Annotated in this window: 20 protein-coding genes; 10 read left to right on the top strand and 10 right to left on the bottom strand. The window is 74.2% G+C overall.

What is annotated here, in order from left to right; all coding sequences use genetic code 11:
- Positions 1-409: 409 nt before the first annotated feature.
- Together O4U47_RS04700 and O4U47_RS04695 are read right to left on the bottom strand one after the other, a co-directional pair.
- Positions 410-1,000: a DUF1707 SHOCT-like domain-containing protein gene (locus O4U47_RS04700; RefSeq protein WP_270676292.1), complete on the bottom strand. Its 591-nt coding sequence runs from the start codon at positions 998-1,000 to the stop codon at positions 410-412.
- A gap of 283 nt (positions 1,001-1,283) precedes the next feature.
- On the bottom strand, positions 1,284-1,652 hold the full coding sequence (locus O4U47_RS04695; protein WP_270676278.1) for a DUF3817 domain-containing protein: 369 nt from the start codon (positions 1,650-1,652) through the stop codon (positions 1,284-1,286).
- Between the two features lie 525 nt (positions 1,653-2,177).
- Here O4U47_RS04695 and O4U47_RS04690 point away from each other — a divergent pair.
- Complete coding sequence (locus tag O4U47_RS04690; protein WP_270676277.1) at positions 2,178-3,992, top strand: UvrD-helicase domain-containing protein; 1,815 nt, start codon at positions 2,178-2,180, stop codon at positions 3,990-3,992.
- A gap of 362 nt (positions 3,993-4,354) precedes the next feature.
- Here the strand turns inward: O4U47_RS04690 and O4U47_RS04685 are convergent, their stop codons facing one another.
- The gene (locus tag O4U47_RS04685) at positions 4,355-5,713 is read right to left on the bottom strand and encodes a DUF6114 domain-containing protein (RefSeq protein WP_270676276.1); all 1,359 of its coding nucleotides are present in this window, start codon (positions 5,711-5,713) and stop codon (positions 4,355-4,357) included.
- Positions 5,714-5,730: 17 nt separating this feature from the next.
- Entirely contained in the window at positions 5,731-6,387 is a 657-nt protein-coding gene (locus tag O4U47_RS04680) for a DUF6230 family protein (RefSeq protein WP_270676275.1), read from the bottom strand.
- 224 nt (positions 6,388-6,611) lie between these two features.
- Here O4U47_RS04680 and O4U47_RS04675 point away from each other — a divergent pair, with 224 nt between their 5' ends.
- Positions 6,612-8,405, top strand: a complete 1,794-nt coding sequence (locus O4U47_RS04675; RefSeq protein ID WP_270676274.1) for a GMC oxidoreductase — start codon at positions 6,612-6,614, stop codon at positions 8,403-8,405.
- 125 nt (positions 8,406-8,530) lie between these two features.
- Positions 8,531-9,466, top strand: a complete 936-nt coding sequence (locus O4U47_RS04670) for an alpha/beta fold hydrolase (RefSeq protein WP_270676273.1) — start codon at positions 8,531-8,533, stop codon at positions 9,464-9,466.
- A gap of 219 nt (positions 9,467-9,685) precedes the next feature.
- Here the strand turns inward: O4U47_RS04670 and O4U47_RS04665 are convergent, their stop codons facing one another.
- Positions 9,686-10,447, bottom strand: a complete 762-nt coding sequence (locus tag O4U47_RS04665) for a MerR family transcriptional regulator (RefSeq protein WP_270676272.1) — start codon at positions 10,445-10,447, stop codon at positions 9,686-9,688.
- Positions 10,448-10,550: 103 nt separating this feature from the next.
- On the opposite strand from O4U47_RS04665, the gene O4U47_RS04660 reads away from it, so the two are divergent.
- From O4U47_RS04660 to O4U47_RS04645, 4 genes are all read left to right on the top strand, one after another.
- Positions 10,551-11,390, top strand: a complete 840-nt coding sequence (locus tag O4U47_RS04660) for an SDR family NAD(P)-dependent oxidoreductase (RefSeq protein WP_270676271.1) — start codon at positions 10,551-10,553, stop codon at positions 11,388-11,390.
- A gap of 66 nt (positions 11,391-11,456) precedes the next feature.
- On the top strand, positions 11,457-12,407 hold the full coding sequence (locus tag O4U47_RS04655) for an AurF N-oxygenase family protein (protein WP_270676270.1): 951 nt from the start codon (positions 11,457-11,459) through the stop codon (positions 12,405-12,407).
- A 142-nt stretch (positions 12,408-12,549) separates the two neighbouring features.
- On the top strand, positions 12,550-14,136 hold the full coding sequence (locus O4U47_RS04650; protein ID WP_270676269.1) for a flavin-containing monooxygenase: 1,587 nt from the start codon (positions 12,550-12,552) through the stop codon (positions 14,134-14,136).
- Positions 14,133-14,456, top strand: coding sequence for a DUF4873 domain-containing protein (locus O4U47_RS04645; protein ID WP_270676268.1), 324 nt, complete (start codon positions 14,133-14,135; stop codon positions 14,454-14,456). Before O4U47_RS04650 ends, O4U47_RS04645 begins: the two co-directional genes overlap by 4 nt.
- Positions 14,457-14,571: 115 nt before the next feature.
- Here O4U47_RS04645 and O4U47_RS04640 read toward each other — a convergent pair whose 3' ends face one another.
- Positions 14,572-15,693 (bottom strand): adenosine deaminase, encoded by a 1,122-nt coding sequence (locus tag O4U47_RS04640; RefSeq protein WP_270676267.1) that lies wholly within the window; start codon positions 15,691-15,693, stop codon positions 14,572-14,574.
- A gap of 243 nt (positions 15,694-15,936) precedes the next feature.
- Between O4U47_RS04640 and O4U47_RS04635 the strand changes: the two genes are divergently transcribed.
- Positions 15,937-17,316, top strand: a complete 1,380-nt coding sequence (locus tag O4U47_RS04635; RefSeq protein ID WP_270676266.1) for a four-carbon acid sugar kinase family protein — start codon at positions 15,937-15,939, stop codon at positions 17,314-17,316.
- Positions 17,317-17,385: 69 nt separating this feature from the next.
- Here the strand turns inward: O4U47_RS04635 and O4U47_RS04630 are convergent, their stop codons facing one another.
- Positions 17,386-18,654 carry an MFS transporter gene (locus O4U47_RS04630; RefSeq protein WP_270676291.1) on the bottom strand — a complete coding sequence of 423 codons (1,269 nt, stop codon included), beginning with the start codon at positions 18,652-18,654 and terminating at the stop codon, positions 17,386-17,388.
- 187 nt (positions 18,655-18,841) lie between these two features.
- Here O4U47_RS04630 and O4U47_RS04625 point away from each other — a divergent pair, with 187 nt between their 5' ends.
- Positions 18,842-19,651 (top strand): ArsR/SmtB family transcription factor, encoded by an 810-nt coding sequence (locus O4U47_RS04625; protein ID WP_270676265.1) that lies wholly within the window; start codon positions 18,842-18,844, stop codon positions 19,649-19,651.
- A 27-nt stretch (positions 19,652-19,678) separates the two neighbouring features.
- On the opposite strand, the gene O4U47_RS04620 is transcribed toward O4U47_RS04625, so the two are convergent.
- On the bottom strand, positions 19,679-20,758 hold the full coding sequence (locus O4U47_RS04620) for a Gfo/Idh/MocA family protein (RefSeq protein WP_270676264.1): 1,080 nt from the start codon (positions 20,756-20,758) through the stop codon (positions 19,679-19,681).
- Between the two features lie 146 nt (positions 20,759-20,904).
- Positions 20,905-22,992, bottom strand: coding sequence for a WD40 repeat domain-containing serine/threonine protein kinase (locus O4U47_RS04615; RefSeq protein ID WP_270676263.1), 2,088 nt, complete (start codon positions 22,990-22,992; stop codon positions 20,905-20,907).
- Positions 22,993-23,187: 195 nt separating this feature from the next.
- Here O4U47_RS04615 and O4U47_RS04610 point away from each other — a divergent pair, with 195 nt between their 5' ends.
- Positions 23,188-23,340: a hypothetical protein gene (locus O4U47_RS04610; RefSeq protein ID WP_270676262.1), complete on the top strand. Its 153-nt coding sequence runs from the start codon at positions 23,188-23,190 to the stop codon at positions 23,338-23,340.
- Between the two features lie 107 nt (positions 23,341-23,447).
- Here O4U47_RS04610 and lon read toward each other — a convergent pair whose 3' ends face one another.
- A complete protein-coding gene (gene lon / locus O4U47_RS04605) occupies positions 23,448-25,859 on the bottom strand; it encodes an endopeptidase La (RefSeq protein WP_270676261.1) in 2,412 nt (803 codons plus the stop codon).
- Between the last annotated feature and the right edge of the window lie 86 nt (positions 25,860-25,945).

Genomic DNA, 25,945 nt, shown 5'->3' with positions numbered 1-25,945 from the left:
GACCCGCCGGACGGCCGGGGCCCTGGAGCGGGGCACCAGCTCCGCCGTCGCCGCCATCCGCCCCACACCGCAGCGGCCTGCCACCCGGCCGGCGCCCAAGAGCGGGGTACCTGCTGGTCCCGTCGTTGCTGCTGGTCACCTTGCATCCCGACGACCCGCCGCCCGGCCGGGGCCCGTCAGCGGGGTACCTGCCGAGCCGCTACCCACCTGCACCCCAAGGAGCCGGACGGGCGGCAGGCAGGCCCGGGGAACCGGCCCGCTTCGGCCGTCGCCGCCAAGAACGGTGACCACGCACGCGCCGGGCAGCCGACAGCGCTGCCGCCTGGGCCGCTGACCTCCGTCGCCGCCCACCGGCGGCGGCCCGGGGCCGGTCACCGGATGGTCCGGCGCCGGAGGTTTCCGGGCTCCGTCAGCCGTGCAGGCCGAACATGTCGTCGAAGCGGCTCTTGTAGCGGATCTTCAGATTGCCGCCCTTGACCTCACCGGTGACCACGAAGTGGGGGTTGGGGCGGTCCGGGTCGGCCGGGACGCGGCTGTCGACGCTGCCCCACCAGGAGGCGTCCACCCGCACGTCCGCCGTGGCGCCGTCCGGCAGCACCAGGCGGGCCTCGCCCCACGACGAGGTCAGGGCGATCTCGGTGGTGCCGCTGGACAGCGCCGCCGACCGGAAGTCCAGCACCGTGCTGCCCATCGGGTTGGTCACCTCGATGCGGCGCGGCGCGACCCACTCCCCCTTGCGGACGATGGTGCCCGCCGACGACTTCAGCACCAGGGGCCGGGACGCCTCCGCGCGCTCCGCCCCGGCGGACGGGGCGAGCGGCTCGGTGTTCGCCTCCTGCTCGGGCAGGTCGGCGGTGAGCGGTTCGAGGTCGCCGTAGGTGCGCGCGGCGAAGGCGGCGTCCAGGCGCTCGTCCAACTCCTCCAAGGTGATGCGTCCGGCGGCCGCGGCCTCGCGCAGGACCTCCGCGACGCGCTCGCGGTCGGCGTCGGCGCAGCGCATGCTCGCGCGCGGATTCTCCTGGCTCACGGCTCCCCGCTTCCTGTCCGGCCGGCCCGGTCCCGATGTGCTCGGCATCACGATAGCCGGAGCGGGCGTGTGGTCCCCTGCAGGGGCAGGCGCGGAAACGGGCGGCGAAACGGGGCCCGTCCGTGCGATGATCGGGCACCCGGGCGCCCGCAGGGCGGTCGGGGCCCCTGCCGGGGAAGGACGGGCCCGGGCAGGGGTACCGAGCGCTCTCCCGGCAGCCCGCCGGTCCGTGTACGGACCGGCGGGCCGGATTCGGTCAGGCGCTCCGGTCCGCCTCCGCGCGCGCGGCGGGGTCGAGCAGGCCGCGGGCGGCGGCCACGCGCTCGAACACGACGGTGCCCAGCGGCGGGATGCTCGCCGCGAGCCCGATGAGGCCGGTCCACAGCCCCCAGCGCAGGCGGTACCAGGCCGCCAGCGCCACGGCGACATAGCCGATGAAGGCGACGCCGTGCAGAGGCCCGAACACGCGCACCCCGATGTCGTCGCCGACAGCGACGTACTTGAAGAACATCCCGACCAGCAGACCCGCCCAGGTGACGGCCTCGATGGCGGCCATCCAGCGGAAGGCGGCGAGCAGCGACCTCCGGTGCAGGTCGGTGCGGGTTGATACGGGGGCGGTCGGCACGGTGGGGCTCCTGGTCGGTTCGCGGGCAGAGGCGGCTCAGGGGGCGTAAGGCGCGGGGGGGGGCGCACGCGTCGGTGCACCGCCCCCAGTGTCGCCGAGCCCCGGGGGTGATCCGATCCGGCCCCCGGGTTCGCCGTGGAACCGCCCCCGCCCGGCGGCGGGCCCAGGTGACCGAAACCGGTCGGGTGCCTCCGCTCCGAAGGGGATCTGGCCGGGGATTCTCCTCCCTGTGGCCTCAGTTTCGGACAGGCGATAAGTCGACTTCCGGACTCTGGGCCCCGCGGAAGAACCGCAGGTCAGCGGAAGGCCCCGAACGAACGTCGCCGGACCCTCGAAAACACCATCGAAAAAGCGCCGTTGACCTGGCCGGACATGCCGCCCGAAGAACCCCTCGAACCCGTCCTCCGGCAGCGTTTGCCTAAATTCCGCCACGAGCATGCCCATAAGCGACAGGAGGCCCGGGACCCGGCCGACCCGGCCCCTGTGCTCACCGCTCCCTCCTTGGCGACCGGAGGCAAGAAGGACGTGCCCAAGCTCGTGATCACCCCGACGTTCCTCTCCGACTTCTCCCGTCTCGACCCCGGCGTCCGCGGCGCCGCCCTGACCGTCGTGCAGGCGTTCATGGACGGCGACGAGAACCGCCTGGAGACCGTCGCCGACGCCGCCGACCCCCGCACCCGCCTGCTGCGCATCGGCCCCGAATGGGCCGGCGTGCTCGTCCCCGGCACCGGCGACGGGACGTACCTGCTGGGGGTCCGCCGCCAGGACGACGCGCTGGCGATGGCCCGCGACCGGACCGCCGTCCCCGAGGACGGCGCCGAGCTGGCCCCGGAGCCGCCGCCCGTCCCCGCCGGTGCGCCCCGCGTCACCGGCCCCGACGAGCTCGACCTGGGCGCGTCGTTCGACGAGTGGCAGCTCACCCTCCACCCCGACCAGCACCGCATCGTCGACGCCCGCTACGCCGGGTCGGCGCAGATCAGCGGCGGCCCCGGCACCGGGAAGACGGTGCTGGCCCTGCACCGCGCCGCCCACCTGGCCTCCCGGGAGTCCGCCGACTCCCCCGACGCCCGCCGCACCGTGCTGCTGACCACCTACAACCGGCTGCTCGCCCAGACCCTGTCCGGGCAGCTCGACCGCCTGCTGCCGGACCCGCGGGTGCGCGCCCGGGTGGAGGTCGTCACCGTCGACAGCCTCGCCCGCGGCATCGTGCACGAGCACACCGGCCTGCTGCCCGACGCGCTGGGCCGGGACACCCTGGCCGAGCGCTGGCGGGAGGCGGCCAACGACGACGGCCTGCCCTTCTCCGGCCGCTTCCTGGCCGACGAGTGGGAGCAGGTGGTGCTCGCGCAGAACCTGACCCGGCTGTCGGACTACGTGCGCTGCGAGCGCAGCGGCCGCGTGCTGCACCTGGCCCCCGAGCACCGCCCCCAGGTGTGGGACGCCATCCGCCGCTACACCGCGGCCATGCGGGTGGCCGGCGAGTGGTCCTACCCGCAGATCGCCCTGGCCGCCGCCGAGCACCTGGGGCGTGTGGGCCCCCGGTACCGGCACGTCGTGGTGGACGAGGCCCAGGACCTGCACCCGGCCCAGTGGCGGCTGCTGCGCGCCGCCGTCCCCGAGGGGCCGGACGACCTGTTCATCGTCGGCGACCCGCACCAGCGGATCTCCGACAACCGCGTCTCCCTGGCCTCCCTCGGGATCAACGTGCGCGGGCGCGGCCACCGGCTGCGCGTGAGCTACCGGGTCAGCCAGGAGATCCTCGACTGGGCGGTGCCGATCCTGGGCCGCCGCCCCGAGGTCGGCCTGGACGACGACGCCGACGCGCTGACCGGCTACCGCTCGCTGCTGCACGGCCCCGAGCCGGTGCTGCGCGGCTGCCGCGACCGGGCCGACGAGCGGGCCGCGCTCGCCGAGTGGGTGCGGGTGTGGCTGGAGGCCGGAGTGGCCCCCTCGTCGGTGGCGGTGGCCGGGCGCAACCAGTGGGTGGTCCGGCACATGGCCAAGGAGCTGCAGGCCCGCGGCATCCCCACCGCGCCGCTGGACGCGGTGGACACGTCCCCCGCGGTGCGGGTGGGCACCATGCACAAGCTCAAGGGGCAGGAGTTCCGCTGCGTGGCGGTGGTGGGGGTGAGCGAGCCGCTGCTGCCGCCCAAGGCCGCCCTGGACGCGGCCGAGGGCGACCCGGTCGCCCTGGAGCAGGTGTACCAGCAGGAGCGGAACCTGCTCTTCCTCGCCTGCACCCGGGCGCGCGACGCGCTGTACGTGTCCTACGTGGGCGCTCCGAGCCGCCTGGTGCCGCACGGGGTCCGCGCGGCGGAGGAGGAGACGGCCGCGGTCTGACCGGCGGCTGAGCGGGCGCGGCCGGAGGCGGCCGCGCCCGCTCCGTGTCGTCGGCACCGGCACGGGGCGGTGCCGGAGCGGTACCGGGACAAGCCGATGCCGGGCCGGTCGGCCCGGCGGTCGGCCTGACAAGCGGCCATGGGACGGCGTCCGCTGGCGAGGTGGGACTTCAGCGTCCGGCGGGGGCGGCCGCGTGCGCCGTCGCCGCCGCCGGACGCCCGAAGGCCGGGCGGGGCCGGCGTGAAGCCGCCGCGGTCGGGGAGGGACCGGGGCGGAGGGGGATCACACCGCTCCGAGGGACACGATGGGCCCCGGGGAGGTCGGTCGCGGTGCCCGGTCCGCGGCGGGCGGGGCGGCCCGGGTCAGATCCCGTCCCGGTCCGCCATCAGGTCGAGGCCGTCGACGGACAGGTGGGCCGCCTCGGCCACCGGGCGGGACACGTCCACGTCGGTCACCACCATGTAGGGCAGCAGCAGCGGCGGCGGGAAGTCCGGGGTGAAGGTCAGCTTGATCCCGAGGATGCGCACGGTCATCCGCTGGACGTGCAGCACCACCGTGGACCCGTCGCGGCCGGCCAGGTTCATCTCGGGCAGGGCGAGCGAGGCCCGGCCGCCGGCGTGCCTCCACCACAGCTCTCCGCCGGTGACGTCGCCCTCGCGCATGACGATGCGCAGGTAGCGTTCGGGGCCGTCGCTGGCGGGGTACTCCACGACCCCGCCGAACCAGGCGCCCCGCATGGTGAGCGAGTCGGCGGTCAGCCCCGACTCGGCGTTGGAGGCGGTGAAGCGGTCCTCGCCCTGCTCGACCCGGACCTCGGGTGCGGTCCCCTCCTCGTCGGCGGCCTCGCAGGCCTCGACCGCGTCCAGGAACTCCTGCTCGTCGGCGGCCAGCGCGTCCTGGCCGGAGCGCCGTTCGCACTCGGCGGGGTCGGCGCCGGTCTCCTCCGCGTCCCCCTCCTCGGCGTCCTCGTCCCCGCCGCCGGGGTCCTGCTCCCCGGCGCCGTCGTCGGCGCCCTCGTCGGAGCCGTCCTGTCCGCCGCCGCCGGTGCCGCCGGACGGGGACGGGGAGGGCGAGGGGGAGGACGTGGGTCCGGGCTCGGCCGGTGCGCTCTCCTCCCCGTCGCCGCCGCCGAACCAGTCGTCCCAGGGCCACCCGTCGGCCGGGGCGGCCGCGGCGGGCAGCACCAGCGCCAGGGCGAGCGGCACGGCGACGGCGGCGTGGGCGCGGGCGGGGCCTCCACCGGTGTCCTCCCCGCCCGCGCCCGGCCCCTCGGCGGGACCGCCGTCCCCGCCGTCTCCGCCGCCGTCCGCCCGGGGGGCGGCGCGGCGGCGGGGCGGGCGCGACGGGGACCAGGAGAACACCATCGCCCCGCCGACGATGCCCAGCAGCATCCCGATGACGAACCCGCCGAAGTTCGCGGTGACGAAGGAGGCCACCGAGAGCAGGGTGCCGACCACGCCGTAGAAGAGCCGCTGCTGCGGCTGCACCCAGGCGAGCACGCCCAGGGCCATGAGCAGGAGGCCGATGAGGTACACCGAGATCCCGGCGATCCCCGCGTAGATCACCAGGTTGAGCGGCAGCACCAGGGACTGGGCGGCCGGGGCGACCATCATCTCCACCCCGGCGACGAGCACCAGCAGCCCGCCCCAGAAGGGGCGGGTGCGGCGCCATTCACCGAAGGCGCGGAGCACCCCGCGCCCGTTACCGGAGGTCAGCGGCATCGTCTAGGAGCAATCGTCTAGTAGCACTCGTCTTCACCGGGCTTCAGGGACAGCTTCAGCCCGGACAGCTTCAGACTGCCCGCGTTGACCGCCCACGAGGTGATCTTCGGGTCCTTCACCGAGATCGTGTCGGACTGCAGGCCGAAGCCGCCGGCGGGACCGGCGCCGCCTTCGGCCTTGTCCAGGGTGCTGGCGTCCCGTCCGATCTCGATGTTGGAGAAGGACGCGTCGCCCCGGAGCTGCTCCACGTCCATCACCAGGTTGGTGCCCTCCACGGGGGTCTGGGCCCCGGCGCCGATCCGCAGGGTGGCGGTGCCGATGGGCAGGTCGATCAGGGAGGACATGCACAGGTCCTTCAGTTCGGCGTAGTCGACGGTGCTGAGCCCGACGGGGCGGGCGCTGTCGTCGACCGAGGTGGCGACGTCGCCGTACTGGGTGAAGCCCTCGCCCTCCAGGGAGGCCGCGGACATCTTGAAGCTGTCGCCGGAGACCGCGAAGGAGGCCGCGAGCAGCCCCTGGGTCGTCATCGTGCCCAGGATCGCGGCGGCGCCGAGGCCGGGCAGGACCGCCAGCGCGAAGCGGCGCCAGCGGGTGCCGCCGGAAGGGGTGGCGCCGTCGGAGGGTGCGGCGCCGTCGGCGGCGGAGGGGGTGTCATCGGTCGAGGGATCGGCCATGGGGTGACTCCTGCGTTCCAGGTCCGCAGGTCAGCGGACGATCGGGGGGTGGGGCGCTTGCGTCGGCCACCGCCTCGCGTGTTACATGGACCACGCCTTACTCGGGGGTAGTGACGAACATTACAATAGTGAATGTCACATTTCCAAGTGCATGATTCGCCGCGCGGACGCAACGAATCCGTCACGCCCGCGGCGGCTCCCCCCGACGAAGGAAAGGTGCCACGTTGGCCTCCGACAACGCCGGCAGCACCGCGCCCGCCCCCGGCGGCACCGCGTCCGAACGCCGCTACGACGTGCTCGTGATCGGTTCGGGGTTCGGGGGCGCGGTCAGCGCCCTGCGCCTCACCGAGAAGGGCTACCGCGTGGGGGTGCTGGAGGCCGGGCGCCGCTACACCTCCGAGACCCTTCCCCGCAGCTCGTGGGACCTGAAGAACTTCATCTGGGCCCCCTGGCTGGGAATGTACGGCATCCAGCGCATCCATGTCCTGCGCGACGTGATGATCCTGGCCGGCGCCGGGGTGGGCGGCGGCTCGCTCAACTACGCCAACACCCTGTACGAGCCGCTCGACGACTTCTACGAGGACCCCCAGTGGCGGGGCATCACCGACTGGCGCCGCGAGCTGGCCCCCTACTACGACCAGGCCAAACGCATGCTGGGGGTGCGCACCAACCCCACGGTGACCCCCTCGGACGCGCACCTGCGCCAGGTCGCCGAGGACATGGGCGTGGGCGAGAGCTTCCACCTGGCCCCCGTGGGCGTGTTCTTCGGCGACGGCGCCGATTCCGACGGCTCGGCGTGCGGCGCCCCCGGCGAGCGGGTGAAGGACCCCTACTTCGGCGGTGCGGGACCCGAGCGCCGTGCGTGCACCGAGTGCGGGGAGTGCATGACCGGCTGCCGCCACGGCGCCAAGAACATGCTCACCGAGAACTACCTCTACTTCGCCGAGAAGGGCGGCGCGGCCGTCCACCCGATGACCACCGTGGAACGGGTCCGCGAGCTGCCCGGCGGAGGCTACGCCGCGGACACCCTCACCACCGGGGCCAGACGCACCCGCGCCAACGCCCGGACCTTCACCGCCGACCAGGTGGTGGTCGCCGCCGGGACCTGGGGCACGCAGAACCTCCTGCACCGCATGCGCGACACCGGCCTGCTCCCCCGCGTCTCCTCCCGCCTGGGCACGCTGACCCGCACCAACTCCGAGTCCCTGGGCGGCGCCATGACGGCCAGCACGGACCCGCCCGAGGACTTCTCCCGGGGCGTGGCCATCACCTCCTCCATGCACCCCGACGCCCACACCCACGTGGAGCCCGTCCGCTACGGCAAGGGCTCCAACGCCATGGGCATGCTCGCCACGATCCAGGTCCCCGGCGGCGGCCGGGTGCCCCGCTGGATGCGCTTCCTGGGGCTGGCCGCCCGGCACCCCTACGTCTTCGCCCGCAGCCTGTCGGTGCGCCGCTTCTCCGAGCGCGCCATCATCGGGCTGGTCATGCAGTCCCTGGACAACTCGCTGACCACCTACACCCGGCGCGGCGCCTCCGGCCGCCGGGTGCTCACCTCCCGCCAGGGCCACGGCGAGCCCAACCCCTCGTGGATCCCGCAGGGCCAGGAGGTGCTCTCCCGCCTGGCCGAGAAGATCGACGGCTTCCCCGGCGGCACGGTCGGCGAGGTGTTCAACATCCCGCTCACCGCGCACTTCCTGGGCGGCTGCCCGATCGGCGACTCCCCCGACAGCGGCGTGGTCGACGCCTACCACCGCCTCTACGGCCACCCCGGCATCCACGTGGTGGACGGCTCGGCGGTCTCGGCCAACCTCGGGGTGAACCCCTCGCTGACCATCACCGCCCAGGCCGAGCGGGCGATGTCGTTCTGGCCGAACAAGGGCGCCGCCGACCCCCGGCCCGCCCCCGGCGAGCCCTACCGCTCCGTGGCGCCGGTCCACCCGGACTCCCCGGCCGTGCCGCCCGGCGCCTTCGCCGAGCTGCGCTTCTCCCGGCCGCTGCCCCTCTCCCCCGCCTGAGGGCCCCGGACCGGTCCCCGGCGGGGAGAGCGCCCCCCGCCGGGGAACAACCCGTGTGAGGCCCCCCGACCCGGCCGCGGCCGCGGACCCGTCCGCGGCCGCCGCCCGCACCCCCGAGGACCCGCATGACCCCTCTGCGCCATACGGCGGACCTGGCCGAGACCGTGACCACCCCCGACGGCGCCGAGCTGCGCCTGCGCACCCGCGGACCGGCGCGGGCCGCGTGCACCGTCGTGCTCGCCCACGGGCTGGGCCTGAGCTGCGACACTTGGGCCCCGCACGCCACCCGGCTGGCGGCGGGCAGCGGAGGACGGCTCCGCGTCGTCCGCTGGGACCTGCGCGGGCACGGCGGCTCCGGCCGCGGCACCGCCCGGATGGACATGCGCCTGCTCGCCGACGACCTGGCGCGGGTGGTGGCCGCCTGCGCCGCGGACGGGCCGGTGGTGCTGGGCGGCCACTCGCTGGGCGCGATGGCCGCGGCCCGGCTGGCGGCCGACCGGCCCGGCCTGTTCGGCGGCACCGTCACCGGGGTGCTGCTGGCCGCCGGGGCGGCGGCGGGGCCGGGACCGGCCGCGTCCGGGGGCCGTGCCCGGGCCCATCTGGTCGGCGCAGCGCTGGCGGCGGGGACGCGCACGGCCGGAGCGGTGCCCCGGGCGGTGGACGGGCTGCGCCGCCTGCTCCCGCACCGGTCGCCCGTCTACCGGGCGGCGGTGCGGCGGACGGCGTTCGGCGACGGCGCCCCGCCGGCCCAGGTGGCGCTGTGCGCGCAGCAGCTCCACACGGCCCCGGCGGACGTGCTGGCGGAGGGGCTGGCGGCGGTGGCCGGACACGACGTCCGGGGGCGGCTGGAGGCGCTGCGGCGGGTGCCGACCGTGCTGCTGTCCGGCGGCCGGGACCGGGTGGTCCCGGGCCGTGCCCGCCGGGCGCTGGCCCGCGAGCTGCCCGGGGCCGAGCACGACGTGGCCGAGGCGGCCGGGCACATGGTCCCGGCCGAGGAGCCCGAGCGGGTCTGCGCCCACCTGGCGCGCCTGGCCGGGGTCGCCCTGGACCCGCCGCCCTAGATGTGGTGTTCGGGGGAGGTCGGGAACGCGCTCGGCGGGTGCGCGGCCTCTCCAGCGTTGATCTCGGGAACAAGGACGCTGGAACCGCGCTTGTAGCGTCCTTATTCCCGAGATCAGCGGGGGTCTGGAGATTCCGCCCCCTGGGCGCACCCGATCAGGAAGAATCACCCTATGGACCGCATCCCTGCCGGTGCGGGCCCGGAGGCGGTGCCGGGACGCTCAGGCGGGCCGGGGCTCCTTGCCGGAGGCGATGTGTTCAAGGACGTCGGAGAAGTGCTCGCCGATGACCTCCTGGATATGGCGGGCCATCGAGCGGGCGAGCATCGCGTCCACCGCCGTCTGGGCCAGCGGGCGCAGGCGGCGCACCAGGTCGGCGGCCTCGGCGATGTCGTCGCCCTGCAGGAGCCCCTCCGGGGCGTGCGCCGACAGGATGTGGTCGGCGATCTCGCGCACGAGGCCCTCGGAGGCCTCGTCGATGTACCCGCCGAGCTGCTCGGCGATGTCGAGCACGCGCGAGACCGACATCCCGGCCGCCACCAGCTCGGCCCCGGCGTGCAGGAGCCGGGGGCTGGGCGCCCGGAACCGGTCGCCGTCCACCTCCAGGAGCCCCATGGCCAGGGCCCGCTCGATGTTCTCGTCGGTGACGTCGCCCCGGAAGAGCTCGACCAGCTCCTCGAAGGTCAGGTGCGCCGCGATCTCGTCCGACCAGGGGTCGCCGATGGCGGACTCGAACCCGAGCACGTCGTTGAGGTCGCCGCCGCGCTCCCAGACCGAGACGAGCTCGCTGATGTTGGCGAAGGTGTACCCGCGCTTGAGCAGCTGGGCGATCAGGCGCAGGCGGGCCAGGTGGGCCTCGGTGTAGATGCCCACCCTCCCCTCCCTGCGCGGCGGGGACAGCAGGCCCCGGTCCTGGTAGACCCGCACGTTCCGCACGGTCGTGTCGGCGAGACGCGCCAGCTCGTCGATCCGGTATTCGGCCATGGCCCCAGCCTAGGGAAAACCTGCCGTCCGCACGACTTCACCCTCTTGCACTGTAACAATGTCCGTTGTAACGTTCCGGCACGACATGTGGAGGAGATCACATATGCCCCGACCCCCTCTGGGCGCCCTCCGTGGCAAGCGCGTCCTGGTCACCGGCGCCTCCGGAGCGTTCGGCTCGGCGAGCATGCGGGTGCTGCGGCACCTGGGCGCCGACGCCGTGGGCCTGGACCGCAAGCCCGACGACGCCGGGCAGGTGCTCGCCTGCGACGTCACCGACGAGGACGCGGTGCGCCGCGCCGTCGGCGCCGCCGCCGAACGGCTCGGCGGGCTCGACCGGCTGATCCACTTCGCCGGGGTGGGCCCCGCCGTGGACGTGGGCGCCATGCCCGACCAGTGCGTCCGCGAGGCCCTGGAGGTCAACCTGCTGGGGACCTGGCGCACCACCGCCGCGGCGCTGCCCGCCCTGGTGCGCGAGCGGGGCCGGGTGGTGGTCACCGCCTCCCTGCTGGCGGGGCTCCCGCTGCCGTTCGCCTCGGCCTACGTCGTCTCCAAGCGCGCCGTGACCGCCTACGCCGACTCGCTCCGCGCCGAGTACGGCACCCACGTGGGGGTCACCACCGTGCACCCCGGCTACGTGGACACCCCCATCCACGACGACTCCCGCGCCGCGGGGGTGTCGCTGGACGGGCTGGTGCCCGCCGAGCGCCTGCGCGACACGGTGCTCGCCGTCCTGCGCGCGGCGGCCGCGCCCCGCCCGGCGCGCGACGTCGCCTCCACGGCGCTGGGCACCGCCGCCCTGCGCCTGACCCGGCACGCACCCGGCCTCGTCGACCGGGTGGCCGCCACCGAGATCGCCGACCTGGTCCGCGAGGGCAGGCTGTCCGGCGGGGAGATCGCCCGCGGCCTGCACGAGCGCCACGGCGTCCCGATGCCTCCCGGCTGAGCCGCCCGAGCCCCGGCCGGGGACCCGCCGCCCGGCCGCTCGCCCGCACCCCGAAGGAGAACCGCCATGACCGTGCAGGCCGATCCGAAACCGACCGTCACCGACCGCGAGGACATCGCCAAACGGCTGCTGCGCTCCTCGGCCAAGGCCTCCTACGACCCGCTCGTGGAGATCGACTGGGACGCGCCGATCGACAGGGACCGGTACGCCATCGCCCCGCACCGGGTGTCGCTGTACGGCACCGAGCTGTGGGACCGCCTCTCCGAGGACCAGCGCAAGGAGCTGAGCCGGCACGAGGTCGCCAGCATCGCCTCCATCGGGCTGTGGTTCGAGACCATCCTCATGCAGATGCTGATCCGGCACGCCTACGACCGCGACCCCACCACCAACCACGTGCAGTACGCCTACACCGAGATCGCCGACGAGTGCCGCCACTCGGTGATGTTCGCGAAGATGACGCACAAGCTCGCGGGGCGCCACTACCGGCCCGACTTCATCACCCACAACCTGGGCCGGGTGTTCAAGGCGATCTCCAACGGCCCGCTCACCTTCGCCGGGGCGCTGTTCGTCGAGGAGATCCTCGACCAGCTCCAGCGCGAGGGCATGGTGGACGAGACGCTCGACCCGCTGGTGCAGGCGGTCTCGCGGATCCACGTGGTGGAGGAGGCGCGGCACATGCGCTACGCCCGCGAGGAGCTGATCCGGGACTGGGACCGGCACGGCGCCGTCTCCAAGGCCTACAGCCGGTTCGTGCTGGGCCTGGTCGTCTACTTCGCGACCACCAGGCTGATCAGCCCCGAGGTGTACCGCTCCGTGGGGCTGGACCCCAAGGAGGCGGCCAAGGCCGCACGGCGCAACACCCACCACATCGACACCAAGACCTGGGCGGCCCGCAAGGTCGTGGCCACCTTCGACAAGGCCGGCCTGCTGGCCGGACCCGCCAAGTACGTCTGGCGCCGGGCCGGGCTGCTGGGCCGCAAGGGCGCCCCGGCCCCCGTGGCGGCCGCCGCCGCATGACCCCGGGCGCCCGCGTCACCGGGCGCCCGCCGAGCAGCCGGCCCGCGAGCCCTTCGCGCCTGAGCCCGCGGGCCGGCTCCCCGCCGCCTCTCCCCTCCCCTTCCCTCCCAGCACCCCGCAGCGCCGAAGGGACGACGACAACGTGACCGAGAACGAGACCACGGTGCCCCATTACCGGGTGGCCGTCATCGGCTCCGGGTTCTCCGGGATCGGCATGGCCGCCCGGCTCAAGCGCGCCGGCCTCAAGAGCCTGGTCCTGCTGGAACGCGCCCACGACGTCGGTGGGACGTGGCGGGACAACACCTTCCCCGGCGCCGCCTGCGACGTCCCCTCCCACCTGTACTCGCTGTCGTTCCGGCTCAACCCGGGCTGGTCGCGCACCTTCTCCGGCCAGGAGGAGATCCAGGCCTACCTGCAGCAGGTGGCCGCCGAGGAGGACGTCTACCGCCACGTGCGCTTCGGCTACGGCGTGGCCGGGGCCCACTGGGAGCCGGAGGCCGGCCGGTGGCGGATCGAGTCCGAGGACGGCCGGACGGTCACCGCGCAGTTCCTGATCAGCGCGTGCGGGGCCCTGGCCGACCCGTCGGTCCCCGACATCCCCGGGCTGTCCGACTTCCAGGGCACCGTGTTCCACTCGGCCCGCTGGGACCACTCCCGCGACCTGGCCGGGCGCAACGTCGCCGTCATCGGCACCGGCGCCTCGGCGATCCAGTTCGTGCCGCAGATCCAGCCCGAGGTGGGGCGGCTCGACCTGTACCAGCGCACGCCCCCGTGGGTCATCCCCAAGCACGACCGGAACGTCACCCGCCTGGAGCAGTGGCTGTTCCACAACGTGCCCGGGGCCCAGCAGGTGTTCCGCAAGAACATCTACTGGGGGCGGGAGACCTACGTGCTGGGGTTCGTGAAGTACCCGGCGCTGATGAAGGGCGTCGCCGCGCTCGCCAAGGCCCATCTGAAGCGCCAGGTCAAGGACCCCGAGCTGCGGGCGAAGCTGGTCCCGGACTTCGTCCCGGGCTGCAAGCGGCTGCTGCTGTCGAACGACTACTACCCCTCGCTCGACCGGCCCAACGTCGACGTGGTCACCGACGGCATCACGGAGGTCCGGGAGAAGTCGATCGTGGCGGCCGACGGGACCGAGCGCGAGGTCGACACCATCATCTTCGGCACCGGCTTCCACGTCACCGACATGCCGGCCGCCAAGATGGTGCACGACGCCGAGGGGCGCAGCATCTGGGACCGCTGGGGCGAGGACCTGGAGTCCCTCAAGGGCACCACGGTCTCGGGCTACCCGAACCTGTTCATCCTGGCCGGGCCCAACACCGGGCCGGGGCACACCTCGCACGTGTTCTTCCTGGAAGCGCAGATGCGGTACGTGATGTCGGCGCTGCGGTTCGCCGCGCGCAACGGGGTCGACCGGCTGGAGGCGCTTCCCGAGGCGCAGACGGCGTACTCGGCGCGCATGCAGCACAAGACCCGCGACTCGGTGTGGGTCACCGGCGGCTGCGACAGCTGGTACCTCAACTCCAAGGGCCGGAACGTGACCCTGTGGCCCGGGTTCAGCTTCGAGTACGCGCTGCAGACGCTCCGGTTCGACCCGCACAACTACCGGATCCGCAAGGAGGTCCCGGGCGCGGCGCGCCGCGCCCGGCCCACGGCCCCGGCACGGGCCGGGGCCGGGCGCGCGGCGGCGACGGCCGCGGAGCCGGCCCCCGAGGAGGTGTCGGCGTGAGCGGAATGGGCGACGACGAGGAGGAGTACCGCGGACCGGTGACCCTCGTCTTCGACGGCCGCCCGGTCGAGGCCGAGGCCTGCATCGCCGGGCACTTCGACCCCCTCACCGGGGCCTACGCCTGGGTGGGCCGCGTGTGGCCCCACTCCGGTGTCGCCGCCGAGTACGACGCGGGCCACACCTCGGTGCTGGTGCGCACCCCCGCGGGCCACGAGGGGGCGGGGCGGCTGACCGAGCGGAACGTGTGGGGAGGCCACCGGCTCCAGGGCACGGGGGCGCCCCCGTTCGCGGTCCCGGTCGTCGACCCGGCGGAGGACTGAGGTCCCACCGCCCCACGGTCACTCCCCGGTGGCGCGGGGAGGCAGCGGGCGCCGGGCGGGTGGAGTGCGACGAAGGGGACCGTTCACTCGCCCGGCCGCCCGGTCACCGGCCCCCTCACCAGGCGTCCTCCTGGCGGAAGAACGCGGCCCCGGCCGACTCGGCGCGCAGGCGCGCGAACCCGGGCTTGATCACCCGGTCGATCAGCTCCAGCCGCTCGTCGTGCGGGATGAAGGCGGACTTCATCGCGTTCACCGTGAACCAGCGCAGCGTCTCGGTGCCGTACCCGAACTCCTCGCCCAGCCGGGCGAACTCCTCGGTCATCGAGGTGCCGTGCAGCAGCCGGTTGTCGGTGTTGACCGTCACCCGGAACCGCAGTCGGCGCAGGACCTCCACCGGGTGCTCGGCCAGCGCCGGCACCGCACCGGTGTTGACGTTGGCGGTCGGGCACAGCTCCAGCGGGATGCGCTTGTCGCGCACGTAGGCGGCCAGCCGCCCCAGCTTGGAGGTCCCGTCCTCGGCCACCGCCACGTCGTCGATGATGCGCACGCCCTGGCCCAGGCGGTCGGCGCCGCACCACTGGATGGCCTCCCAGATGGAGGAGAGGCCGAACCCCTCGCCCGCGTGCAGGGTGAGGTTGAAGTTCTCCCGGCGGATGTGGTCGCAGGCGCCCAGGTGCCGGGTGGGCGGGTAGCCCGCCTCGGGCCCGGCGATGTCGAAGCCGACCACCCCGGCGTCCCGGCAGCGCACCGCCAGCTCGGCGATCTCCTGGGAGTCGGCGGCCTGGCGCAGCGCCGTGAGCAGCAGCCGCACCCGGATGTCGCGGCCGAACAGGCGGGCCTTGGCGGTGCCCACCCGCAGCCCCTCCAGGACCGCGTCCACCACCTGCTCACGGGTGAGCCCGCCGCGGGTGTGCTGTTCGGGGGCGATCTTGACCTCGGCGTAGACCACCCCGTCGGCGGCCAGGTCCTGGGCGCACTCGGTGGCCACCCGCACCAAGGCGGGCGCGGTCTGCAGCAGGTCGAGCACCGGGTCCAGGCGGGCCAGCAGCTCCTCCTGGGAGCCGTGCGCGGCCGAGAACCACTCCTGCAGGCGGTCCGGGTCGGTCGCGGGCAGCCCCTGGTGGCCGGTCTCGGCGGCCAGGTCGACCAGGGTGCTCGGGCGCAGTCCGCCGTCCAGGTGGTCGTGCAGCAGCACCTTGGGCATGCGCCGGATCGTGTCGCGTGCGAGTCGAGTCATCGTCCTCCTTGGCGAAGTTCGCGGAAAGCCTCAGGCCACGTGCTTAAATTGCCCGAGATTCTAGACCACCCGCGGGCCCCGCCCCCGCTCGCAGGGCTGTGAGACGCCTCTCTTACGCCCTCACTCCCCCTCTACCCGCTGCGCGGGCGGAGCCGCACCCGCCCCGCGGATGAGAGATTTGACGGGGAGGAACCGGGGCGGCGCGGGGCCGCCCGGCCCACAGCGCGCAAAGGAGCGTCCACCGTGGCTCGCATACTCGTCGTGGCCGATGACCTCACCGGGGCCAACGCCACCGGGGCCCGCTTCGCGCGGACCGGGATGCGCACGGCCACGGTGACGCCCGAGCAGGTCGCGGCGGTCGCCGACGAGTACGACGTGGTGGTGGCCAACCTGGACAGCCGGCACCTGCCCCCCGAGCAGGCCGCCGACCTGGTCACCGACGTGGTGGAGGCGGTCTGGCCGGTGGACCTGGTGGTCAAGCGGGTGGACAGCACGCTGCGCGGGAACGTGGGCGCCGAGGTGGAGGCCGCCTGGCGGGCGGTGCGCGAGCGGGTGCCCGAGCGGCTGGCGGTGCGCGCCCTGGCCGTGCCCGCCTTCCCCGCCACCGGCCGGGTCACCGTGGACGGGGTGCAGCTGCTCGACGGGGTGCCGCTGGAGTCCAGCGAGGTGGCCGCCGACCCGTTCTGCCCGATGGACACCGGGCTGGTGGCGCGGATCCTGGGCCGCCAGACCGGGCTGGCGGTGCGGCACGTGCCCGCCCGGCAGGTCACCCGGGAGCTGCTGATGGCCGAGCTGACCGCGGGCGACGAGCCCGTCGTGCTGTGCGACGCCGCCGACGAGAGCCGCATCGAGGACCTGGCCGAGGCGGCGGCGGAGGCCCGCCGCACCGAGGGCGTGGTGTGGGTGTCGGTCGACCCCGGGCCGGCGGGGGCCGCGCTCGGCTATGCGATGCGGCTGCGGGGGCGGGCCGGGGCGCCGGGGCCGCTGCTGGCGGTGGTCGGCAGCACCACCGGGCTGACCCGGCGCCAGTTGGAGGCGGTCGCGCGCACGGGGCCGGTCCGGTTCGTGGACGTGGACCCGGTGCTGCTGGCCGGGACCGGCGGCGCGGAAGAGGGCGGGGAGCCGGTGCCGGACCCCGGGGAGTACGCGGAGGAGGTCGCCGCGGCCCTGCGGGAGCGGCTCTCCGGGGCGGTGTTCCCCGAGTTCGTGGTGGTGCGGGCGACCGCCCCGCCGCAGGGGGCGCCGGGGGCGGACGCCGCGCTCCGGGCGCTGCCAGGGCTCCTGGCCGGGATCGTCGCCGACGCCGTGCGCGACGTGGAGTCGGATTCGGGGGCGCACGCGCTGCCGACCGGGCTGTACCTCACCGGGGGCGACCTGGCCGCGAGCCTGCTGGACGAGCTGGGTGTGCGGTCGTTCGCGGTGGCGGGGGAGATCGTCCCGCTGGCGGTGCACGGCATCATCGGCGGCGGCCCCCTGGACGGGGTCCCGGCGGTGACCAAGGGCGGCCTGGTCGGGGACGCCACGACGGCGGTGGAGTGCTTCGGGCGCCTGCGCCGGGCGGCCCAGGCGCGGCTGCACCAGGTGAACGCGGAGGTCCCCGAGCACATCCTGCCGAAGGTGTGACGCCCCTCCGTCGTCGATCTCGGGAAAAACGACGCTACCCACACGGATTTAGGGGCGTTTCTCCCGAGATCAACGGGGATCCCTCGGTGCGGCGCGGAGGGCGAGGCCGCTCACCAGCGCCAGCGCGCACAGGGTGACCACGAACCCCACGACCGCGCCCCAGCCCCACGCGTCGAAGAGGACACCGCCGAGCCACCCGAAGGCGCTGGAGCCCAGGTAGTAGGCGAGCGTGTACAGGGCGGCGGCCTGAGCGCGCGCGAAGGGGTCGGCGCGGTGCCCGACCCAGGCCGAGGCGGTGGTGTGCGCGGCGAAGAAGAAGAACGTGAGCACCAGCAGCCCGACGGCGACCGCGGCGAACACCGGGAGGACGAGCAGGGCGGCTCCCCCGGCCATCAACAGCACGCACCCGGCGAGCACGGGGTGGCGGCCGAACCGCTCGACGGCCCGCCCCACGGCGGCCGAGCTGACCGTCCCGGCCAGGTAGGCCACGAAGAGGAACGCCACCACGGTCTGGGACAGCCCGAAGGGGGCGTCCATCATGCGGAAGCCCAGGTAGTTGTAGACGGTGACGAAGGCGCCCATGAGGAGGAGGGCGTGGGCGTACAGGGCGAGCAGCCCCGGGTCGCCCACGGCCCCGCCGACCCGGCGCAGCAGCCCGTGGCCGGGCCGTTTCCCGGACCGGTCGTCCCCGGCCCCCTGCGCCCCGCCGCTGTCCCGCCTCTTCCTCGGCCGGGGGACGAACCCTCGGGCGGGCGGAACGGCGACGAGGAAGACGACCAGCGCGGCCAGCGCCAGGAGCGAGTCGGCGCCGACGCCCCAGCGCCAGCCGCCGAGGTCGGCGACGGCGCCGGCGACGAGGCGGCCGGACATGCCGCCGACGGTGTTCCCGGCGATGTAGATCCCGGCGGCGCGGGAGAGGTGGGAGGGGGCGATCTCCTCGGCGAGGTAGGCCATGGCCACGGCGGGGACGCCGCCGAGGAAGGCGCCCTGGAGGGCGCGCAGCAGGAGCAGGGACCAGATCTCGGGGGCGAAGGGCGCGGCGAGCCCGAGGACGGTGGAGACGACGAGGGCGGCCGTCATGACCCCGACGCGGCCGAACCGGTCGGCGAGCCCGCTCCAGACCAGGACGCACGCGGCGAGCCCGGCGGTGGCGAAGGAGACCGAGAGGGCGACGGTGGAGGCGGCGGCGGAGAAGTCCTCGGCCATCCCGGGAAGGACCGCCTGCACCGCGTAGAGCTGCGCGAACGTGGCGACGCCCGCGGCGGTCATCGCCGCGGTGATCCGCCGGTACCCGGAACTGCCCGCCGCGTGCCCGAGGGCGTCCCGCCCGGCGGCCAATGACTCATCCACTCATCCGACGTTAGACCGCGGCCACCCCCTGGGCCCAGCCCGCCGGGCCACGGCGGGAGGTATCTCACATCCCGCCACACCGATTCCCACCGAACCGGGGCCGGGCATTGACATGCAGCCTTCTGGCTGCCTAATGTTTCATGCAGCCAGATGGCTGCATATTGAGAAGGCGGAGATGGACGAGGTATTCAAGGCGCTCGCCGACCCTGCCCGCCGCACACTGCTGGACAGTCTGAACGTCCGCAACGGGCAGACCCTGCGCGACCTGTGCACGGAACTGGACATGGCGCGGCAGTCGGTGAGCAAGCACCTGGCCCTTCTGGAAGCGGCCGGCCTGGTCACCACCGTCCGGCGCGGCAGGGAAAAGCTGCACTACCTCAACGCCGAGCCGATCAACTCCATCGCCGAGCGCTGGATCAGCCGCTACGACCGCGAGCGCGTGCGCGCACTCGCCGACCTCAAGCACGCACTGGAGACCACCGCCATGGACACCACCGCGTTCGTGTACACCACCTACATCAAGACCACCCCGGAACGGCTCTGGCAGGGCCTGACCGCACCGGAGTTCACCCGCCGCTACTGGGGGCTGGAGTTCGACTCCGACTGGGCCGCCGGGGCGGCCATGACCTGGAAGCAGCAGGACGCGGCGATCGAGGACCCCGAACAGGTCGTCATCGCCTCCGAGCCCTATCGGCGCCTGTCTTACACCTGGCACACGTTCACACCCGAATGGGCCCGGGCGGTCGGGGTGGACGAGGCGACCCGCACCAGGCTCGCCGCCGAACCGCGGTCCCGGGTCACCTTCGAGATCGAGCCCGTCGGGGCCACGGTCAGGCTGACCGTGATCCACGACGGATTCGAACCGGACAGCACCCTGCGCGGGATGATCCAGGAGGGCTGGCCCGGCGTCGTGTCCGGTCTGAAGACCCTGCTGGAGACCGGAGAGCCGCTCCCGGCCCCCGATTCCGCCGAGGAGGCCGGGTGAACCGTGCCCGGTCCGGCCGCCCGGAGGCTACTCTCCTGGGCGGACGGCGCGGTGTTCACGGGCGCTCTTGCGGGCCGCCTCGATGACCTCCAGGCCGTGGATCACCTCGTGCGGCTCCACCGGGACCGGGTCGCCCTCTCCCACGGCCTCGCGGACGCCCTCGTAGAACGACGGGTAGGACCCGCGCTCGGACGGGACGCGGCGCAGGTCGCCCTCGGCGCCGACCAGGCCCCAGGAGTCCTCCGGCTCGACGCCCCAGTCGGCGGCGTCGGGGGTCTCCCCCGCGGTCAGGCGGGCCTCCTGCTCGTCCATCCCCTCGACGGTGAACCCGGCCCGGTCCCCCAGCACCCGGAAGCGCGGGCCGGGACGGGCGGTGAGGGCGCTCATCCACAAGTGGGAGCGGACCCCGGTGCCGTGGGTGAGGGCGAGGAAGGCGTCGTCCTCGGCGCCGACGCCGGGGCGGCGCGCGTCGAGCTCGGCGTAGACGCGCTCCACCGGGCCGAAGAGGTTGACGGCCTGGTCGATGAGGTGCGGCCCCAGGTCGTACAGGATGCCGGAGCCGTCCTCGGCGGCGCCGCGCTCGCGCCAGGTGTCCTTGGGGCTGGGCCGCCAGCGCTCGAACCGCGACTCGAACCGGTGCACCCGCCCGAGGGCGCCCTCGTCGATCAGCTTCCAGAGGGTCAGGAAGTCGGAGTCCCAGCGGCGGTTCTGGTACACGGTCAGCACGTGGCCCAGTTCCTGGGCCAGCCCGGTGAGCCCCCGGGCGCGGGCCGCGTCCAACGCGAAGGGCTTGTCGACCACCACCGACATCCCCGCCTTGAGCGCGGCCTCGGCGAGCGGGGCGTGCGTGTCGTTGGGGGTGGTGACCACCGCGATCTCGAACTCCCCGGCGCGGTCCCACAGCTCGTCGGCGGAGGCGATGACCTCGGCGCCGGGGTGGCGCCGCCGCACGGCCTTCTGCCGCTCGGGGTTGCCGGTGACCACGGCGGCCAGCCGCAGTCCGGGGGTGGCCTCGATGAGCGGGGCGTGGAACACCTCCCCGCCCTTGCCGTAACCGAGCAGAGCCACGTGCAGTTCCGGGCCGGCGTGCGCATTAGCTGTGGTCATGCGGCCAATCTAAGGGACGTCGGCGGTGGAACGCGGAGCTGGGGGCGAGCGCCACCGAGCACGGTTCCCGTCCCGGACGGCGCTGCCGTCCTCCGACCGCGGACACGTTCACCGCCGCGGGTCCGGGAGGCCGCGCGGGGCGCTCATCAGTCGTCCGCGGCCTGGTCCACCTCCCACAATGCGACGAGACCGTCGTCCTCCCCCGTGGCGAGAACGCCACCGTCAGGACTGAACGCCACCGTGTTCACACCGCCTTCACGGGCAGTGGGGGGAGCGTTCTCCTCCCAGGTCCCGGTGTCCCACAGGTGAAGGGCGCCGTCGTCGCCCCCGGTGGCGGTTCCGGTGGCGAGAACAGCGCCGTCGGGGCTGAATGTCGCGGAGGTCGTCGCATGCTCGTGGTCCAGGGAAGCGATCCGCTCCCCCGTCGCGGTGTCCCACAGCCGTATGGTGCTGTCGCTACCGCCGCTGACGGTGGCGACCGTGGACCCATCCGGGCTGAACACCACGAACAGCACCGACTCCGCATGGCCGACCGTGGAACGCTTCTCCCACGTGTCGGTGTCCCACAGCTCCATCCCCTGAGGGCCGCCGGTCGCGAGAATGTCGCCGTCGGGGCTGAACTCCACCGCAAAGCTCTCGCTCCCTTCCCCGGGGAGGGGCCTGATCTCCTCTCCGGTACCGATGTCCCACAAGCGCACGCTGACATCCCGGTCGCTGCTCGTGGTGGCCAGTGTGGAGCCGTCCGGACTGTACGCCAGCCCGTTCACGGGATAGTCGTCCTCGGGGGCCCTGATCATGGCGTCCCCCACCCGCCAACTCTCCGTGTCCCTCAGCATGACCATGCCCCCCTGCTCGCTATAGCCGGTGACGGCGAGCGTGGTGCCGTCGGGGGCGAACGCGACGTCGCTCATCCAGAGGTCTTCGCCGCGCGCGACCGTGACCCGCTCGCCGGTCACGGTGTCCCACACACGCACCGACGAGTCCAGAGACACTGTGGCGAGCACGTTCCCGTCCGGGCTGAAGGCCAGGGGCCCCACAGACGTCGCATGACCTGTGTCGATGGTCAGCACGGGCTCGTTGCCGTCGGTGGCGGCGGCGCTGGGGCTGCGGCCGGGGCCGCCGCCCTCGGCTCCGGTGTCGGCGTTCAAGGCGACGACGGTCACCACGACAACGGTGGCCAGGGCGGTGAGGGCGGCGGCCGTCCCCATGATCCGGGCCCGCCTGGGCCGTCGAGGAGGGCGGGCGGGAGCACCGGCGCCGCCCTCTTGAGGCTGGGCGCCACCGTGCTCGGCGGTGGGTTCGACGGCGGTCGCGGTGTCCGGGGCCGAGGAGGCGGCGGATCCGCCGTCCTCGGGCGCGGGCTCGGCGGCCGTGGCGGGCAGCGCCTCGAAGCGGGCGAGGATCGCGCCCGGTGTCGGCCGCCGGTCCGGGTCGGGCTCCCAGCAGTCGGCGATCAGCGCGCGGGTGCCCGGGTCCATGTCGCCGGGGTCGGGCGGCGGCCCGATGAGGCGGTGCACGGTCTCGGCCATGGTGGCCCCGTTGAAGGGGTTGGTGCCGGTGGCGGCATAGGCGAGGACCGTCCCCAGGGAGAACACGTCCGAGGACGGACCGACCCGGGAGCCGTTCGTCTGCTCGGGCGACATGTAGGGCAGGGTGCCGAAGACCGCCTCACGGGTGGTGAGGCTCTCGGCGTCGAGCGGCCGGGCGATGCCGAAGTCGATGATGCGGGGCCCGTCGTCGCCGAGGATCACGTTGCCCGGCTTGAGGTCCCGGTGGACCAGCCCGCGGTCGTGCACCGCCTTCAGCCCTTCGGCCAGCCCGACGACGAGCGCGTGCAGGTCGGGCGGGGCGACGGGGCCGTCGTCCCGGACCCGCTGGAAGAGCGTGGGCCCGGGGATGTAGGCGGTGGCGATCCAGGGCTGGGCGGCGTCCAGGTCGGCGCCGACGACCGGGGCGGTGTGGAACCCGCCCACACGGCGCGCGGCGTCGACCTCGCGCGCGAAGCGGGCGCGGAAGCCGCCGTCCTGGACGAGCCCGGAGCGGATGACCTTGACGGCCACGAGGCGCCCCGAGGTGGTGCGGCCGAGGTAGACGCGGCCCATCCCGCCTTCACCGAGGCGGTGGGTCAGCCGGTAGTCGCCGATCCGCTCGGGGTCGGAGGGATCCAGCGGCTCCACCCTGCCGACCTCCCTCCACGCCTCCTGCGGCCCGGACCGCAGGAGTACTGGGAGCACGGGGCACGGCGCCCATCCCGCTATGTCCGCCGAAACGCAGTCATCGTAGGCACAGCGGATACGGCCGCACACCACTCGTCATCGAATCGCGACCAACCGGGGCCGGATGCGTCCGCGTTCGTCGAACCCCGGACGCCGTGTGCATCGGTCCGCTGGTGTCCGGACGTCCTGGCCGCGGCGAGACGACGGAGACGGATGTCCGAACCGCTCGATCCGGGGGCCGAGTCGGAGACCGGAGAGGACCTCACGGCAGGCGGGTCCACGATTCTCGAGGACGCAGTGGAGTTCCTCGCCCACCTCGCCCGCATCGTCGAGGCGGATGAATCCCCGCACGACGGGGCCGGGTGAGGCTCCACGGGTCGGCGGCCCCGGGCCGCCGACGCGTCCGCCCGGCATGAAGGCGGGCCGTCGGCGGGGTTCGCCGACGGCCCGCTTCTCCACCTCCGTGCCGGGCCTCAGGCGGCCACGGCCTCCGCGCTGCGGGCGGGGCTCAGGGCCAGGTCGAGCACCTCGCGCACGTCGGCCACCGCGTGCACCTCCAGCTCGGCCAGGACGTCGTCGGGCACGTCGTCCAGGTCGGGCTCGTTCCGGGCCGGGATCAGCACGGTCGTGATGCCCGCCCGGTGAGCGGCCAGCAGCTTCTGCTTGACCCCTCCGATGGGCAGCACCCGGCCGGTCAGCGACACCTCGCCGGTCATGGCCACGTCGGAGCGGGCCGGGCGGCCGGAGAGCAGCGAGGCCAGCGCCGTCGTCATGGTCACCCCGGCGCTGGGGCCGTCCTTGGGGATGGCCCCCGCCGGGACGTGGACGTGCACACCCCGGTCCTTGAGGTCGCCCACCGGCAGCTCCAGCTCCGCCCCGCGCGACCGCAGGTAGGACAGGGCGATCTGGGCCGACTCCTTCATCACGTCGCCGAGCTGCCCGGTGAGGGTGACCCCGCCCGCCCCCGACTCCGGGTCGGCCAAGGAGGCCTCGACGAACAGCACGTCCCCGCCCGCGCCGGTGACGGCCAGGCCGGTGGCGACCCCCGGGACCGAGGTGCGCTCGGCCGACTCCGGGGTGTGCCGCGGCCGCCCCAGGTAGCCGGTCAGGTCGTCGGCGCCGACGGACACCGGGAGGTGCTCGCCCTCCAGCGCCTCCTGCGCGGCGACCTTGCGCAGCACCCGGGCGATGGACCGCTCCAGGCCGCGCACCCCCGCCTCGCGGGTGTACTCGGCGGCCAGGCGGCGCAGCGCCCCGTCGTCGAACGCCACCTCGCCCGCGTCCAGGCCGGCCTTGTCGAGCTGCCGCGGCAGCAGGTGGTCGCGGGCGATGGAGACCTTCTCCCGCTCGGTGTAGCCGTCCAGCTCCACCAGTTCCATCCGGTCCAGCAGCGGCCCGGGGACCGTCTCCAGGCTGTTGGCCGTGGCCAGGAAGACCACGTCCGACAGGTCGAGGTCGACCTCCAGGTAGTGGTCCCGGAAGGTGTGGTTCTGCGCCGGGTCGAGCACCTCCAGCAGGGCCGAGGTGGGGTCGCCGCGGAAGTCGGCGCCGACCTTGTCGATCTCGTCCAGCAGCACCACCGGGTTCATCGACCCGGACTCGCGGATCGCCCGCACGATGCGCCCGGGCATGGCGCCCACGTAGGTGCGGCGGTGGCCGCGGATCTCGGCCTCGTCGCGCACGCCGCCCAGGGCCACCCGGGTGAAGCCGCGGCCCATGGCGCGGGCGACCGACTCGCCCAGCGAGGTCTTGCCGACCCCGGGCGGCCCGACCAGCGCCAGCACGGCGCCGCTGCGGCGGCCGCCGACCACGCCCAGGCCGCGCTCATCGCGGCGCTTGCGCACCGCCAGGTACTCGGTGATGCGGTCCTTGACGTCGTCGAGGCCGGTGTGGTCGGCGTCCAGGACGCCGCGCGCCCCGGCGATGTCGTAGGAGTCGTCGGTGCGCTCGTTCCACGGCATGTCCAGGACCGTGTCGAGCCAGGTGCGGATCCACCCGGACTCCGGCGAGGAGTCCCCGGCGCGCTCCAGCTTGTCGACCTCCTCCAGTGCGGCCTTGCGCACGTGGTCGGGCAGGTCGGCGGCCTCGACGCGCTCGCGGTAGTCGTCCTCCTCGCTGCCGGGGCGGCCGTCGAGCTCGTTGAGCTCCTTGCGGATGGCCTCCATCTGGCGGCGGAGCAGGAACTCGCGCTGCTGCTTGTCGACGCCCTCCTGGACGTCCTTGTCGATGGTCTCGGCGACGTCGAGCTCGGCGAGCGCCTCGCGGGTCCACTCGGTCAGCAGGCGCAGCCGCTCGGCGACGTCGTAGGTCTCCAGCAGCTGCAGCTTCTGGTCGGTGGTCAGGAACGGCGAGTACCCGCCGCGGTCGGCGAGCCGGGCCGGGTCGTCGGTCTGCTGGATGGTGTCGATCGCCTGCCAGGCGCCCCGCTTCTGCAGGTAGGACGCGGCCAGGCCCTTGTAGTCGCGGGCCAGCTCGGTCACCTTGCCGGGGTGGCCGCCCTCGGGGACCTGGTCGGTGTGGACGTCGGCCAGGACCCACAGCGCGGCGCCGGGGCCGGTGGTGCCGCTGCCGACGCGGGCGCGGGCGGTGCCGCGCAGCACGGCCGCGGGGTCGCCCTGGGGCGTGCGGCCGACCTGCTCGACGACGGCCACCGTCCCGGTCCCGGTGTGGCTGCCGTCGATGCGCGGAACGATGAGCACCCGCGGCTTGCTCTGGGAGCGGATACCGGGGACCTGGGCGCCGCCGTCGTGTCCGGCGCGCGCGGCGTCGATGGCGGCGCGGACCTCGGAATCGGAGATGTCCACCGGCACGACCATGCCGGGGAGCACGACGTCGTCGTCGAGGGGGAGCACCGGCAGCGTGACGCCGGTCTGCGCTTCAGTCATCGGACCCTCCTTGTTGAGTCACTATCACTCAATAAACAAGAGTCCGGTTTTCTTCCCTGGGGGATGTTCGCCGTGAGCGATCGCCC

This window comes from Nocardiopsis suaedae, from assembly GCF_027706745.1.
Classification (GTDB): domain Bacteria; phylum Actinomycetota; class Actinomycetes; order Streptosporangiales; family Streptosporangiaceae; genus Nocardiopsis_A; species Nocardiopsis_A suaedae.
This window is presented reverse-complemented; position numbering and strand designations above follow the sequence as displayed.

Excerpts from the sequence above, each read along its gene's own strand:
- O4U47_RS04625 (WP_270676265.1), top strand. The coding sequence starts at position 18,842 with ATGGACGAGGTATTCAAGGCGCTCGCCGACCCTGCCCGCCGCACACTG.
- lon (WP_270676261.1), bottom strand. The coding sequence starts at position 25,859 with ATGACTGAAGCGCAGACCGGCGTCACGCTGCCGGTGCTCCCCCTCGAC.
- O4U47_RS04665 (WP_270676272.1), bottom strand. The coding sequence starts at position 10,447 with ATGGCCGAATACCGGATCGACGAGCTGGCGCGTCTCGCCGACACGACC.
- O4U47_RS04680 (WP_270676275.1), bottom strand. The coding sequence starts at position 6,387 with ATGGCCGATCCCTCGACCGATGACACCCCCTCCGCCGCCGACGGCGCC.
- O4U47_RS04670 (WP_270676273.1), top strand. The coding sequence starts at position 8,531 with ATGACCCCTCTGCGCCATACGGCGGACCTGGCCGAGACCGTGACCACC.
- O4U47_RS04700 (WP_270676292.1), bottom strand. The coding sequence starts at position 1,000 with ATGCGCTGCGCCGACGCCGACCGCGAGCGCGTCGCGGAGGTCCTGCGC.
- O4U47_RS04610 (WP_270676262.1), top strand. The coding sequence starts at position 23,188 with ATGTCCGAACCGCTCGATCCGGGGGCCGAGTCGGAGACCGGAGAGGAC.
- O4U47_RS04620 (WP_270676264.1), bottom strand. The coding sequence starts at position 20,758 with ATGACCACAGCTAATGCGCACGCCGGCCCGGAACTGCACGTGGCTCTG.
- O4U47_RS04655 (WP_270676270.1), top strand. The coding sequence starts at position 11,457 with ATGACCGTGCAGGCCGATCCGAAACCGACCGTCACCGACCGCGAGGAC.
- O4U47_RS04685 (WP_270676276.1), bottom strand. The coding sequence starts at position 5,713 with ATGCCGCTGACCTCCGGTAACGGGCGCGGGGTGCTCCGCGCCTTCGGT.
- O4U47_RS04640 (WP_270676267.1), bottom strand. The coding sequence starts at position 15,693 with ATGACTCGACTCGCACGCGACACGATCCGGCGCATGCCCAAGGTGCTG.
- O4U47_RS04660 (WP_270676271.1), top strand. The coding sequence starts at position 10,551 with ATGCCCCGACCCCCTCTGGGCGCCCTCCGTGGCAAGCGCGTCCTGGTC.